General features: G+C 72.4%; 12 protein-coding genes. 4 read left to right on the plus strand and 8 right to left on the minus strand.

Going from position 1 to position 13,242, the window contains the following annotated elements:
• Positions 1–24 precede the first annotated feature (24 nt).
• The 4 genes from ABZ386_RS10695 to ABZ386_RS10710 form a co-directional block, all read right to left on the minus strand.
• Positions 25–792, minus strand: a complete 768-nt coding sequence (locus tag ABZ386_RS10695) for an IclR family transcriptional regulator (protein WP_358964581.1) — start codon at positions 790–792, stop codon at positions 25–27.
• The gene (locus tag ABZ386_RS10700) at positions 789–2,162 is read right to left on the minus strand and encodes a prolyl oligopeptidase family serine peptidase (RefSeq protein WP_358964583.1); all 1,374 of its coding nucleotides are present in this window, start codon (positions 2,160–2,162) and stop codon (positions 789–791) included. Before ABZ386_RS10700 ends, ABZ386_RS10695 begins: the two co-directional genes overlap by 4 nt.
• Positions 2,159–3,505, minus strand: a complete 1,347-nt coding sequence (locus ABZ386_RS10705) for an MFS transporter (RefSeq protein ID WP_351334056.1) — start codon at positions 3,503–3,505, stop codon at positions 2,159–2,161. Before ABZ386_RS10705 ends, ABZ386_RS10700 begins: the two co-directional genes overlap by 4 nt.
• Positions 3,506–3,584: 79 nt before the next feature.
• Positions 3,585–4,010, minus strand: a complete 426-nt coding sequence (locus tag ABZ386_RS10710; RefSeq protein ID WP_356670404.1) for a MarR family transcriptional regulator — start codon at positions 4,008–4,010, stop codon at positions 3,585–3,587.
• Between the two features lie 206 nt (positions 4,011–4,216).
• Here ABZ386_RS10710 and ABZ386_RS10715 point away from each other — a divergent pair, with 206 nt between their 5' ends.
• Genes ABZ386_RS10715 through ABZ386_RS10730 form a run of 4 tightly spaced genes read left to right on the plus strand, consistent with a single transcriptional unit; the run spans position 4,217 to position 7,998 of the window.
• On the plus strand, positions 4,217–5,134 hold the full coding sequence (locus ABZ386_RS10715) for an SDR family oxidoreductase (protein WP_351334053.1): 918 nt from the start codon (positions 4,217–4,219) through the stop codon (positions 5,132–5,134).
• Positions 5,135–5,145: 11 nt separating this feature from the next.
• A complete protein-coding gene (locus ABZ386_RS10720) occupies positions 5,146–6,021 on the plus strand; it encodes an amidohydrolase family protein (protein WP_351334232.1) in 876 nt (291 codons plus the stop codon).
• 10 nt (positions 6,022–6,031) lie between these two features.
• Positions 6,032–7,534 (plus strand): long-chain fatty acid--CoA ligase, encoded by a 1,503-nt coding sequence (locus ABZ386_RS10725; RefSeq protein ID WP_358964584.1) that lies wholly within the window; start codon positions 6,032–6,034, stop codon positions 7,532–7,534.
• Between the two features lie 8 nt (positions 7,535–7,542).
• The gene (locus ABZ386_RS10730; protein ID WP_351334047.1) at positions 7,543–7,998 is read left to right on the plus strand and encodes a MaoC family dehydratase; all 456 of its coding nucleotides are present in this window, start codon (positions 7,543–7,545) and stop codon (positions 7,996–7,998) included.
• On the opposite strand, the gene ABZ386_RS10735 is transcribed toward ABZ386_RS10730, so the two are convergent.
• From ABZ386_RS10735 to ABZ386_RS10750, 4 genes are read right to left on the minus strand one after another with little or no spacing between them, the layout of a single operon-like run.
• Complete coding sequence (locus ABZ386_RS10735) at positions 7,989–8,816, minus strand: PaaX family transcriptional regulator C-terminal domain-containing protein (protein ID WP_351334044.1); 828 nt, start codon at positions 8,814–8,816, stop codon at positions 7,989–7,991. The two genes, ABZ386_RS10730 and ABZ386_RS10735, sit on opposite strands and share 10 nt — an antisense overlap.
• Before the next feature lie 24 nt (positions 8,817–8,840).
• Positions 8,841–9,689, minus strand: a complete 849-nt coding sequence (locus ABZ386_RS10740) for a hypothetical protein (RefSeq protein ID WP_358964586.1) — start codon at positions 9,687–9,689, stop codon at positions 8,841–8,843.
• 4 nt (positions 9,690–9,693) lie between these two features.
• Entirely contained in the window at positions 9,694–11,367 is a 1,674-nt protein-coding gene (locus ABZ386_RS10745) for a PHP domain-containing protein (protein WP_355723666.1), read from the minus strand.
• Between the two features lie 17 nt (positions 11,368–11,384).
• Positions 11,385–13,211 carry a LamG-like jellyroll fold domain-containing protein gene (locus tag ABZ386_RS10750; protein ID WP_358964588.1) on the minus strand — a complete coding sequence of 609 codons (1,827 nt, stop codon included), beginning with the start codon at positions 13,209–13,211 and terminating at the stop codon, positions 11,385–11,387.
• Between the last annotated feature and the right edge of the window lie 31 nt (positions 13,212–13,242).

Raw genomic sequence — 13,242 nt, forward strand, 5'->3', positions numbered from 1 at the left:
CGCCCCGGCGGCCGCGGGCGCGGTTCAGGCCCGCTCCGGCTGCCACCCCAGCGCACGTGAGATCCCGCGCGCGGCCATCCGCACCGCCGGGGCCAGCACCGGCACCTGGGCGTCCGCGTGGGGCACCACGATCGAGACGGCGGCGGTCACGGTGCCGTCCGCACCGCGTACCGGCGCGGCCACCGACAGGGCGTCCGCCGTGACCTGACGGTCGCTCACGGCCACACCCGACCGCCGCACCTCGGCCAGCACCCGCCGCAGCCGCCCCGGATCGGTGATCGTGTACGCGGTGAAGGACGCGAGGCCGCCCGCGCAGTACTCCTCCTGGAACTCCGGCTCGCCGTGCGCCAGCAGCGCGAGCCCGACCCCGGTGGCGTGCAGCGGCCAGCGCGCGCCGACGCGGATGTGCACGCCGACCGCCGACCGCCCCGACAGCCACTCGATGTAGACGACGTCCCGGCCGTCCCGCACGGCCAACTGCACGTTCTCGTGCGTCGACTCGTACAGGTCCTCCAGGTACGGCAGCGCGAGCTGCCGCAGGGCGAGGCCCCGGGGCGCCAGTGCGGCGACCTCCCACAGCCGGAGCCCGACGTGGTAGACGCCGGACTCGTCCCGCTCCAGGGCGCCCCACTCGGTGAGCGCGCCGACCAGCCGGTGCGCGGTGGTCAGGGTCAGCCCGGCCCGCCGGCTGATGTCCGTCAGGCTCAGCGCCGGGTGCTCGTGGTCGAAGGCCGCGAGCACGGACAGCAGCCGGTCGGCGGCGGTGGGAACGCCCCGGGGCAGCACGGTCATGGCCGGGTGTCTCCCGGGTGGGCGAGGTCGTAGGGGCGGGGGTAGGCGGCCGGGCGGTAGGGGACGTAGCGGGGGTCGGCCGCCGGGTCCGCCGCCCGCGCGCGGGCGTTGAGGGCCTCGGGGGAGGCGTCCCAGCGGCCCGTGTCCAGGCGGTGTTCCAGGGTGCGCAGGGCGGCCAGCGTCTCGCCGGGGGTGAAGGTGCAGTGGCCGGGGCCGTCCACGTACGCCTGGCGCAGGAGCCCCGCCGAGCCCGCGGCGGTGGCCGCCCGCCGGTAGGCGCTCTGCGCCTGCACCGGGATCAGCGCGTCACCGGTCGTGTGGATGTTCAGCTGGGGGTCGGCCAGCCGGCCGGAGAGCACGCTGGTGTTCCGCATCCACCGCAGGGCCGGCGCGTCGGCGGAGATCCGGGGTGCCCGGTCCAGGGCCGTGAGGTCGGTGCGCAAGGACAGTCCCGCCTCCTTGTAGAGCTCGGTCACCTCTTTGTACAGGGGGGACCGGGCGAGCATCACCCCGTAGTCGACCCCCGTGTTCCAGGACGGGTTGCCGCCCGCCCGGCTCTCGGCCTCCTGCCGCCAGCTGAACGCGGGCATCTGGAGCAGGCCCCGGACGGCGGTGTACTGGTGGGACTGCCGGGCCTGCCAGTCCGTGGGGCCCGGCTTCGGCTGCGCGGGGTCGTTGTGGCCGGGGATGTTGTGCAGGGCGGCGGCCAGGGCGATCCGGGCGCGGCCCTCGGGGGTCCGCTGGGCGGCGTCGACCTTGGCGGTGAGGGACTTCGCGGCGGCGACCGCCTCCGCCTGGTCCGCGAAGTCCGCGAGCGGGACACCGGAGCCCGGGGCGAGCAGGGTGCGCAGCGCGAACACCGGGTCCAGGGTGCTGTTCCAGTTGGCGACGCCGCCCTGCACCAGCCCGCACATGGACAGCGAGCCGTCGAAGCGGGCGGCGTGCCGCTCGGCGAGCATCGTGGTGACGAAGCCGCCGTACGAGGTGCCCCAGGCGAGGGTCCGCCGCGCCGCCCCGAACCGCTGCGTGAACAGGTCCAGCGTGGCCAGCTGGTCGGGCACCGCCTCCGTGACCGCCCAGCCGGTCGTCGCGTACGAGGAGCCGATGAGGGCGTACCCCTCGGCCAGCAGCTTGTCCCGGGCGGCCGGACCGGGCGTGTTCTGGGCCGGGTTGGGGGATCCGGCCGGGCTGTAGCCGTGGCTGTACAGCAGCACCGTGCCGTTCCAGGAGGCGGGAACGTCCATCACGTACGCGGCGCCGGAGGGGAGCCGGCCCTCCAGGTGGGTGCCGGTGGCCGCGGCCGACGGGGAGGTCAGCGCGGTCGCCGCCAGGGACAGGCAGGCGGTCAGTAAGGCGAGGCGGATCCTCAACGGGGGGTCCCTTCCAGGGTGGGGGTGGCGGTGGGGGAGTCCAGGGCGTCCGTGTGGGTCTCGCGCAGCCGCCACACGGTGACGGCGGTGATCGCCGCGCCCGTGCACAGCAGCAGCGACACCGGCGTGCTGCCGCCGCCGAAGGAGGCGAGGAGGCTGCCGGCGATCAGCGGGGAGAACCCGGCGCCGATCAGGGTCGCCCCCTGGTAGCCGAGGGAGGCGCCGGTGTAGCGGACACGCGTGCCGAACATCTCGGTGAGCAGGGCGCCGAGCGGCCCGTACATCGTGGACTGGGCGACGCCGTGGCCGAGGGCCAGGGCGAGGATCAGCAGGCCGGGCGAGCCGGAGTCGACCAGGGCCAGCACGGGGAAGGCGAGCGCCGCCGAGGCGAGGGCACCGGCGAGCACGACGGGCCGGCGGCCGACCCGGTCCGACAGCGCGGACGCGGCGGGCAGCACGGCGAGGGCCACGCAGGAGGCGACGGTCACCGCGGTCAGCACCTGCGGGCGGGTGTACCCCTGGTCGACGGCGTAGGAGATCATGAAGCTGGTCAGCAGCGACTGGGTGGTGAACGCGCCGATGCCGACGCACGCGGCCAGCAGCACCGGCTTCGGGCGGCGCAGCACCTCCACGATCGGCGGCTTGTCCACGGGCTCCCGCTTGACCTGCGCGAACAGCGGGCTCTCGGCGACCTTCAGGCGCACGAACAGCCCGACGGCCAGTAGCACGATGCTCAGCAGGAACGGCACCCGCCAGCCCCAGGAGCGGAAGTCGTCGTCGGGCAGCGCGGCGACGAGGGTGACCACGCCGGCCGACAGCACGGAACCGAGCGGGGCGCCGAGCTGGGTGAAGCTGGACCACAGGCCGCGCCGGGACCCCTGCGCGTGCTCGGCGTGCTCGACGACCATCAGCATCGCGCCGCCCCACTCGCCGCCGATCGCGATGCCCTGCACGACACGCAGGGCCACGAGCAGGACCGGCGCCCAGACCCCGATGGCGTCGTAGGTGGGCAGCAGGCCGATGAGGAAGCTGCCGCAGCCCATCAGGACCATGGTCAGCAGCATCATCGACTTGCGGCCGATCCGGTCGCCGAAGTGGCCGAAGACGATGCCGCCCAGCGGACGGGCCAGATAGCCCGCGGCGAAGGTGCCGAACGCCGCGATGGTGCCGACCGCCGGGTCGGCCTGCGGGAAGAACAGCTCGCCGAAGACGAGCGCGGCGACGGTTCCGTACACGAGGAAGTCGTAGAACTCGACCGCCGTGCCGAGCAGGCCGGAGACGGCGACGCGGCGCAACTGCCGGGGATCGGGGGCGACTTGAGCGGCGGGGACGGATGGCTGCACGGGAGCTCCCTGGGGACGGGTCTCGGTTGCCCCGTGAAGTTAGGCATCAGACGTGCAGCCGTCAATCATTTGCACAACATCAGTTCAGGCCGTCCTCCGCGATCCGCAGCAGCAGCGCGTGCAGCGTCTCCCGCTCGGCCGGGTCCAGGGGGCCCAGCAGTTCGCCGGTCACCCGCTGCCCGGCCTCGTCGGTGTCGCGAAGGAACGCACGGCCGCTCCCGGTCAGCACGACGATCCGGCTGCGGCGGTCGTCGGGGGAGGGGCGGCGCTCGGCGAAGCCCAGCTTCTCCAGGTCGTCGACCAGGCCGACGATCGCGCTCGGGTCGTAGCCGAGCCGTGCGCTCAGCTCGCGCTGGAGGGTGCCGTCGGAGGTGGCGAGGAAGCGCAGCACCGCGTAGTGGCGCAGGCGCAGGCCCGACTCCTGGAGGCAGGCGTTGAACAGCTGCCCCGAGCGCAGGCCCAGGCGGTACAGCAGGTAGCCCGTGTCGGCGTGCAGCCCTCGCATCCACGGCTCGTCCGCGTCGATGGACTTCGGGGTGGCGTTCTGGCGTGTGATGGCGGGCTCCCTGTGCTCGGTGCGTCTCGATGGGATCAGCATCTCGCACCCGTGCGGGCATCAACAACTATTGACGTCAACAATTATTGCTCTTAGCTTCGATCTCGCACCCCGATCCGTGCGCTCGTACCGAACCCCGTGTGAAGGGATCCCCCGTGCCCAGCATCGATCTCTCCGGCAAGGCCGCCGTCGTCACCGGCAGCGGCCGGGGCCTCGGCCTCGCCTACGCCCATGCCCTGGCCGCCCACGGCGCGTCCGTGGTCGTCAACGACGTCGACGAGGCGGTGGCCGAGGCGGCCGTGAAGTCCCTCACCGAGGCGGGCGGCACCGCCGTCGCCGAGGTCGTCCCGGTCGGCACCACCGAGGCCGCCGAGCGGCTCGTGAACCGGGCGGTGGCGGAGTTCGGGCGCCTGGACGTCCTGGTCACCAACGCCGGCATCCTGCGCGACAAGGTGCTGTGGAAGATGTCCGACGACGACTTCGACGCGGTGATCACCACGCATCTGAAGGGCACCTTCACCTGCGCCCGGGCCGCCGCCGTCCGGATGCGCGAGCAGGGCGAGGGCGGATCGCTGATCCTGGTCGGCTCCCCGGCCGGACAGCGCGGCAACTTCGGCCAGACGAACTACGCCGCCGCCAAGGCCGGTATCGCGGCGATGGCCCGCACCTGGTCCATGGAGCTGGGCCGCGCCGACATCACCGTCAACGCGATCGTGCCGGTCGCCGCCACCGCGATGACCGAGACCATCCCGGCCTTCGCCCCGTACGTCGAGGCCATGCGCGGCGGCGAGCCGCTGCCGGACTTCCTGCGCAAGGGCGAGGGCTTCGGCACCCCCGAGGACTGCGCCGCCCTCGTCCCGTTCCTCGCCTCCGAGGCCGCGCGCGGTGTGACCGGCCAGTGCATCGGCATCGGCGGCGACAAGGTGGCACTCTGGTCGCATCCGCAGGAGATCAGGGCGGCCTACGCCGACGGCGGCTGGACCCCCGAGGCCCTCGCGGACGCCTGGCCCACCTCGGTCGGCGCCGAGCTCCAGTCGGTCGGCATCCCGGCGCCGAAGTTCCCGGAGGCGTGATGGACCCCGTGATGGACCCGGAGTCACTGGTCGCGATCGACGTCCACACCCACGCGGAGGTCTCCTCCAAGGGCCACTCCTCCCTGGACGACGACCTGCACGACGCCTCCTCCGCCTACTTCAAGGTCGAGGGCAAGCGGAAGCCCACGATCGAGGAGACGGCCGCCTACTACCGCGAGCGGAACATGGCCGCCGTGATCTTCACGGTCGACGCCGAGTCCGCCACCGGCACCCCGCCCGTCCCGAACGAGGAGGTCGCCGAGGCGGCCGCCGCCAACGCCGACGTCCTCATCCCCTTCGCCTCCATCGACCCCTTCCGGGGAAAGGCGGGCGTCAAGCAGGCCCGCCGCCTGGTCGAGGAGTACGGGGTGCGGGGCTTCAAGTTCCACCCCAGCATCCAGGGGTTCTTCCCCAACGACCGGGCGGTGGCGTACGACCTGTACGAGGTGATCGAGGAGACCGGCACGATCGCCCTCTTCCACACCGGCCAGACGGGCATCGGCGCCGGCGTCCCCGGCGGGGGCGGGATCAGGCTGAAGTACTCCAACCCGCTCCACGTGGACGACGTGGCGGCCGACTTCCCGCACCTGAAGATCATCCTGGCGCACCCGTCCTTCCCCTGGCAGGACGAGGCCCTCGCCGTCGCCACGCACAAGCCGGGCGTGCACATCGACCTGTCCGGCTGGTCGCCGAAGTACTTCCCGCCGCAGCTCGTGCAGTACGCGAACACGCTGCTGAAGGACAAGGTCCTCTTCGGCTCCGACTTCCCCGTCCTCACCCCCGACCGCTGGCTCGCCGACTTCGAGAAGCTGTCGATCAAGGACGAGGTGCGGCCGAAGATCCTCAAGGAGAACGCCGCCCGCCTGCTCGGGCTGACCAAGACGTAAGGGGCGTGACATGCGCAACGAGGGACTGGGGTCGTGGCCCGCACGCCGGGCCCGCAAGACCCCGCACCGCACCGCCCTGATCCACGGCGGGAACGCCACCGACTACCGCACGCTCCACGCCCGCACCACGCGCCTGGCCCACGCCCTGCGCGCCCGGGGCGTACGCCGCGGCGACCGGATCGCCTACCTCGGCCCGAACCACCCCTCCTATCTGGAGACCCTGTTCGCGGCCGGCACCCTCGGCGCGGTCTTCGTCCCGCTCAACATCCGCCTCGCCGGGCCGGAGATCGCCTACCAGCTCGCCGACTCCGGCGCGAAGGCCCTGGTCTACGGGCCGTCCCACGCGGGCCTGGTCGCGGGCCTGCCGGGCAGCACGGACGTGCGCACCTACGTCGAGGTGGGGCCCGAGTACGAGGCGGCCCTCGCCGAGGCGCCGCAGGAGCCGATCGACGAACCTGTCGGCGCCGACGACACCTGCATCATCATGTACACCTCGGGCACGACCGGCCGCCCCAAGGGCGCCATGCTCACCCACGGCAACCTCACCTGGAACGCGGTCAACGTCCTCGTCGACACCGACCTGATCGCCGACGAGCGCGCCCTGGTCTCGGCCCCGCTGTTCCACACCGCCGGCCTGAACATGCTGACCCTGCCGGTCCTGCTGAAGGGCGGCGCCTGCGTCCTGGTCGAGGCCTTCGACCCGGACGCCACCTTCGACCTGATCGAACGGCACCGGATCACCTTCATGTTCGGCGTGCCGACCATGTTCGACCAGGTGGCCCGGCACCCGCGCTGGCCGGACGCCGACCTGTCGTCGCTGCGGATCCTCACCTGCGGCGGCTCCCCGGTCCCCACCCCGCTGATCGCCGCCTACCAGGAGCGCGGTCTGACCTTCCTCCAGGGCTACGGCATGACCGAGGCCGCCCCCGGCACGCTCTTCCTGGACGCCGAGCACGCCGTGAGCAAGGCGGGGTCGGCGGGCGTGCCGCACTTCTTCAGCGACGTACGCGTCGTACGGCCCGACCTGACGCCGGTCGACGTCGGCGAGGTCGGCGAGGTCGTGGTGCGCGGCCCGCACGTCATGCCCGGCTACTGGGGGCTGCCCGAGGAGACGGCCGCGTCCTTCGCGGACGGCTGGTTCCGCAGCGGCGACGCCGCCCAGGTCGACGAGGACGGCTACGTCCACATCGTCGACCGCATCAAGGACATGATCATCTCGGGCGGCGAGAACATCTACCCCGCCGAGATCGAGGACCGGCTCCTCGCCCACCCCGACATCGTCGAGTGCGCGGTGATCGGGGTGCCGGACGACAAGTGGGGCGAGGTGCCGCGCGCGGTCGTCGTGCCCCGCGAGGGCGCCGCGCTCGACCCCGACGAGGTGCTCGCCGGGCTCGCGGGACACCTCGCCAAGTACAAGATCCCGAAATCGGTGGTGCTGGCGGACGAACTGCCCCGCACCGCCTCCGGAAAGCTCCTCAAGTCCCGTGTGCGCAAGCGCTACGGCAACCAGTAAGGAACCGCATGAGCATCACCGTGAACGGTCTCGACGAACTGAAGAAGCTCGCCGGCAGCGACCTCGGCACCAGCGAGTGGATCGAGGTCACCCAGGAGCGGATCAACACCTTCGCCGACGCGACCGGCGACCACCAGTGGATCCACGTCGACCCCGAGCGCGCCAAGGAGGGCCCCTTCGGCGCCCCCATCGCGCACGGCTACCTCACCCTCTCCCTCTTCATCCCGCTCTTCACCGAGCTGCTGGACGTCCAGGGCGTGACGACGAAGGTCAACTACGGCCTGAACAAGGTGCGCTTCCCCGCTCCGGTGAAGGCCGGCTCCCGCATCCGGCTCACGGCGAAGCTCGCCGAGGTCGAGGACGTGCCGGGCGGGGTGCAGATCACCGTCGAGGGCGCCATCGAGATCGAGGGCGGCGGCAAGCCGGCCGCGGTGCTGCAGAGCCTGTCGCGGTTCTACGCCTGAGGCCGCGCGGGCACCAGGTCCAGAAGGCGTTCCGAGGCGTCCCGGGCGAGCGGTGAGAGCCGCTCGTGCACGGCCCGGAACGTCTTCTCGGCCCGTTCCGCCGGCCAGTCGTCCGGCAGGTGCTTGACGGGCAGCCGCGGATCCCGCCGGACGATCCGCAGCCACTCCGTCTGGAGCCGCAGCCGCAACGCCAGCGCCTCGTCGGCCTCCGGGAGACCCTCCTGCCAGGACTGCCAGCGCCGCACGAACCCCTCGTAGCCGGCGGCCAGGTCGGTCAGCTCCCAGGTCTCCTCGATCATCTGCCCGATGTCCATCCCGGCGTCGGCGTGCGCCCGGAACACCTTCACGTGGGCGGACAGGCCCAGCTCGGCCACCAGGGCCGACACGTCGACCTCGCCCGGGGCGATCCACAGGCCGTTGAACAGCGGGCCGAAGCCGCTCCAGGTCAGCTGGGAGCGCAGATCGTGGCGCTGGCGCTGCCAGGACTCGGGCAGGGAGAAGCCGAGCAGGGTCCAGGTGCCGTCCCAGTGCCGGTTGACGGCACCGGTCTGCCAGATGCGCCGCTCGCCGTCGCGCAGCACGGCCTCCGAGCGTTCGGTCAGCCCGAAGTACATGCGGCGGCCCTCGCGCTGGCGGCGCAGCAGGCCGCGGCCCACCATGCGGGTCAGCGTGGAACGGGTGGCCTGCTCGCCGATCCCGGCGCGGGCGAACACGTCGATGACGCTGCCCGAGTACACGCACACGTCACGGCCGAGCACCTGGTCGCCCAGGAACGTCAGCATGAGGGACTGGGGCCGCAGCGACTCTTCACCGGTCACGCGGCCCACCGTACCTCCGCCCGATCAGTCCGTGACCTGCTGGTACGCGTGGACGGCCGTCGCCACCGCGCACACGCCCGGCGGGATCATCTGCGCCCGCAGGGTGCCGCTGTCCGGGTGGTAGTCGACGCCCTCGGTCTCGAAGGCGCCCGTGCACACGCTGCGCTGCGGCAGCGCGAACAGGCTCGTCACCGTGCCGGTGACCGGCCGCCCGTCGACCTCATGGGGCAGGTCGACCTGGAGGAGCGGCCGGATCTCGGGGAAGAGGGCGCCCGTGGCGTCGTTCGACGTGCACAGCAGCCGGGTGCCGGTGACGAAGTCGCAGCCCTGGAGGTCGCGGACCGGCTTGTCCAGGGAGATCTGCCCGGCCTGCGCCAGCGTGCCGCCGGTGGCCGGTGCGGACGGGTTGAGCAGGGGAGCGGGGAAGACCTGGAGCCTGTGCTGCAGGCCCCACTCGCCCGAGACCAGCCACTGGCCGTCGGGCGAGACGGCGGCGAAGGAGTTGTTCGGCTTCTCGCCCGGGTCGAGCGGGTGGACGTACTCGTAGCGCTGTCCGGCCGGGGTGGTGACCGCGAACATCTTGGAGGTGGCGTTGTCCGGGCCCTGGTAGGCGTCGAAGACATGGCCGCGGGCGATGTCGGGGTCGCCTATGTGGTTCCAGCCCTTGGTCCGCAGGTCCAGCGGGATGGAGGCCAGTCCGCGGTACAGCAGCGAGCTGTCCGCGCGGCCGGCGAGGCCCTGCCCGCCGCCGAGCGTGCCGGTGTACGTCGTTCCGGTCTCCGCCCAGTGCGGGGCGCCGGCGGCCGAGGCCGGGCCGGCGCCCAGCGCGAAGGCACCCAATAACGCTGTCGCTGCCAGCAGGTGACGTCTCATCAGGTCAGGCCCCTTCCACGTCGACGAACACGGGGTTCGAATAGAACCACGTGTCGGCCCACGGGTCACCGTCCCCGGGTGCGTGCGGGATCGGCCCGTGCGGGTCGACCGAGGCGCCGAGGTAGCCGGTGCCGTGCCGGTTGCCGTCGCTGCCGCGCAGCCGGACGTAGAAGGGCTCCTCGCCCGCGGTGAGCGGGATGCGCAGGGTGTAGGTGCCGGTGCGGCCGGAGACGTCCGCCGACCGGACGACCCGGGTGTCCGGGGCCTTCCACATGTCGCGGTCGGTCACGGGACCGCGCACCGCGCCGCGGATGACGTCCACATGCGCCAACTGGGGCAGGATGCCCTGGGGGTTGGGGCGGGAGGCGGTCGTCACCGTGACGTTCAGCGTCAGCCGCTCGCCCTTGCGCACCCGCAGCCGGCCGCCGAGCGTCACGCCCCGGCCCCGGTCGCGCTCCCGCTTCAGCCGCACGTCGAGCCCGTCGAGCAGATGCCCGTGGTCGAGCCAGACGCGGCCCGCGCGCAACCCCGCCATGACCGCCCGGTAGCCGTAGCGGGTCACGCCCACGTGCGTGCGGCTGAACTGGCCGGGCCAGAAGTCGCTGCCGGGCTGCGGGGTGTCCGTGTTCACCGGGTCGGGCAGCTTCCCCGTGGTGTCGAAGGTCTGGCCGGGCTGCCAGTCGCCATTCTTCCAGGTGTCGAAGACGATCCGGTGGGCGTCGGAGTTGGTGGTGATGGAGAACAGCCGGCCCTCGGCGAGCATCGAGTCCCACAGGCCGCCGACGGTCGCGGTCGCCCAGTCGAAGCCGCCGTAGGTCAGGTAGGCGTCCGCCGGGTAGCCGGGCCAGGACTGCGCGGACGGCTTGTTCTCGTACTCGCCGCGGATCGAGGTCGCCCCGCGCCAGCCGGGGATCGCGGCGCCCTGGGCGCCGGGCGCGCCCTCCATGCCGATCATGATGCCGGGGGCCGCGTCCCGCCAGTTGCGCATCTCGTGCGGGGAGTCGATGCCCAGGCGCATGGGGTGGTTGGCGAGGACCAGGACGTCGTCGACGTAGCCGCAACGGCGCTGCTCGGCCAGCCACTTGAGCGCCTTCACGGCGTGCGCCTCGTTGCGGGCGGTGTCCGCGTCGGCGGGGCCGCCCTTGTCGTAGGCGAGGAGCTTGCCGTCGTAGGCGCGCTCGAAGCGGGTGAGCAGGTCCACCTCGTGCGGGCCGGGCGCGGTGAACACCGTGCAGTGCTCGGCGGCCGGGATGTACCACTCCAGGCCCTGGAAGATCAGCTGCCGCGGGTTCTCCGCCCGCGCCTTCAGGATCTCCTGGTGCTCCAGCGCCGCGCCGAAGTCGGCGTGCCCGACGTTGGAGTGCTCGGTGAACACCATCCAGTCCAGGCCGTACTTCGCGCCCGCGGCGGCCAGTTGGGAGAACGTGTACTTGGCGTCGTGGCTGTAGACGGTGTGGATGTGGTGGTCGCCGACGAGATAGGCGAGGCGCGGGTCCTCGCCGCCCAGGTGCCTGCCGTCGCCGGCCGCCAGGGCCGGGGTGGCCGCCGAGCCCAGAGCGAACGCGGCGCCGAACAGGCCCGCGCGGCGCAGGAGGCCGCGGCGGGAGACGCCCTGCGGGTCGAGGGCGGTGGGGGAGACGGACGGGTCGGCCCAGGCGGGCAGTCGCTGCTCGGTCATGACGTACCTCGGCAAGGTCAGTGGTTCATGAAGGAGGTGACGGGCAGCGCCCGGGCGACGATCCGGACGTCGCCGAGCCGTCCGTGGAGGATCTGGTCGATCTTCCCGCCGTACTCGTAGCCGCCGAGCAGCCAGGGCAGGCCGACGGAGGTGATGCCGACGGCGGGCGCCTTGGGGTTGCGGACGACCGGGCAGCCCTCGACGTACAGCGTGGTGTGCCTGCCGTCGTTGACGACGGCCAGATGCCACCAGGTCTCCAGCGGGGTCTCCTGGCCCCAGTTGGTGGCGATGCCCTGCTGGTTGAGCGGGCGCATCGCCCACTGCGGTTCCCGGTCGTTCGACAGCGACAGGGTGGCCAGCGGCTCGTCCGGGTCGTCGGCGGTCTTGCCGGCGGCGCCGCCCGTGCCCGTCCGGCTCACCAGGCCCGACCAGGCGTTGTGGTCCGGGTCCCAGTCGGCGGGCAGGCGGTAGAAGGCCTCGATGGTGTAGCCGTCCTCGAAGGTGGCCCGGTTGAGCGGGGCGCCGTCGACCGTGCGCAGGTAGGCGCCCTTCAGCGGTGACTTGAAACCCTGGAACTCCAGGCTGCCGTGGCCCGGCTGGTCCGGGTGGTGGTCCGGCGACCAGCCCAGGGCGCCGCCGCCCACCGTGACCAGGGTGAGGTCGTTGCCCCGCCCGGACAGGTCGCGGACCGTGCCGTCCACGGGCTTCTCGAAGCGCCAGTACGCCATCGTGCCCGGCACCAGCATCTTGGACACGGGCCGCGCCGGTCGCACGGGCACGGGCGCGAACCCGGAGAACCGCTCCTGGAAGTCGATCTCGACGGAGAACCGGTCGGCGTCGCCGCTCAGCTCCATCTCCTGCCGCTCCAGCTCGTTGAGCCCCTTCTTCGCCCGGCCCAGGATCCACGGGGAGACCGTCTCCACGTCGATGACGTTCCGGTCCAGGTCGAAGCGGTAGAGGCGGATCATCGCCGCGCCGCCGAAGTAGCGGTTCTGGTAGTTCGTCAGGTGCAGGTGGACGTCGTGCCCGGCCGCGTTCTCGCGTACCGCGCGGGCGGCCGGCCAGTAGTGCCCGTTGAGGGTGAGGAAGATCTGGTCGTGGTCCTCGATCAGCTGGTCCCACAGCTGCTGCCCGTAGTCGGACAACGTGTCGTCCTCGACGACCAGTTCATGTGTCGTGAGGATCACCGGCGTCTTCGGATGCTTCGCCATGACCTCCTTCGCCCACGCGTAACCCTGCGGCGACAGCCGCCAGTCCAGCGCGAGGACGAGCCACTGCCGGCCGCCCGCCGTGAACAGGTGGAAGGTGTTGTAGCCGTCCGGGGAGGCCCCGCCGAACGTCCGCTGCTTCTCGAACCGCCGCGGCCCGAAGGCGTCCAGGTACGGGGTCGCGCCGCGCTGGTCGGTCGTCGACGACTTCACGTCGTGGTTGCCGGCCAGGACGCTGTAGCCGACGCCCCGCCGGTCCAGCAGCCGGAACGCCTCGCCGATCGCAGTGAACTCCTCCTTCGCGCCGTTCTGCGTGAGGTCACCCAGGTGCGACAGGAAGACGATGTTCTCCTCCCGGCCGTGCTCCAGCAGATAGCGCAGTGAGGCCTCGACCGGCGCCCTGTCGATGCTCGGCCCGTCGAAGAGGTACTGGGTGTCCGGCATCACGGCGAGCGTGAAGCGGCGGCTGTCCGGGTCGGGGCGCCAACTCGACGTCGCCGCCTCGGCGGTGACGGCCGGCAGCGCGCTCACCGCGGCGGCCGTCGCGCCGAGCAGCGCGGTCGCCCGCAGGAAACTGCGTCTGCCGGCACCGGCCTGGGGCGCCTCGCCCAGGTCGTGATCATGCGAAGTACACACGGGTGCTCCATGAGGTGACGGGGAGGGGAGG

The sequence above is a fragment of the Streptomyces sp. NPDC006140 genome (genome assembly GCF_040628815.1).
Taxonomy (GTDB): Bacteria; Actinomycetota; Actinomycetes; order Streptomycetales; family Streptomycetaceae; genus Streptomyces.

What these genes read in the sequence shown, in the direction of transcription:
- ABZ386_RS10695 (WP_358964581.1), bottom strand. Translation starts at nt 792, where the DNA reads ATGACCGTGCTGCCCCGGGGCGTTCCCACCGCCGCCGACCGGCTGCTG.
- ABZ386_RS10710 (WP_356670404.1), bottom strand. Translation starts at nt 4,010, where the DNA reads ATGCGAGGGCTGCACGCCGACACGGGCTACCTGCTGTACCGCCTGGGC.
- ABZ386_RS10720 (WP_351334232.1), top strand. Translation starts at nt 5,146, where the DNA reads ATGGACCCGGAGTCACTGGTCGCGATCGACGTCCACACCCACGCGGAG.
- ABZ386_RS10725 (WP_358964584.1), top strand. Translation starts at nt 6,032, where the DNA reads ATGCGCAACGAGGGACTGGGGTCGTGGCCCGCACGCCGGGCCCGCAAG.
- ABZ386_RS10730 (WP_351334047.1), top strand. Translation starts at nt 7,543, where the DNA reads ATGAGCATCACCGTGAACGGTCTCGACGAACTGAAGAAGCTCGCCGGC.
- ABZ386_RS10740 (WP_358964586.1), bottom strand. Translation starts at nt 9,689, where the DNA reads ATGAGACGTCACCTGCTGGCAGCGACAGCGTTATTGGGTGCCTTCGCG.
- ABZ386_RS10745 (WP_355723666.1), bottom strand. Translation starts at nt 11,367, where the DNA reads ATGACCGAGCAGCGACTGCCCGCCTGGGCCGACCCGTCCGTCTCCCCC.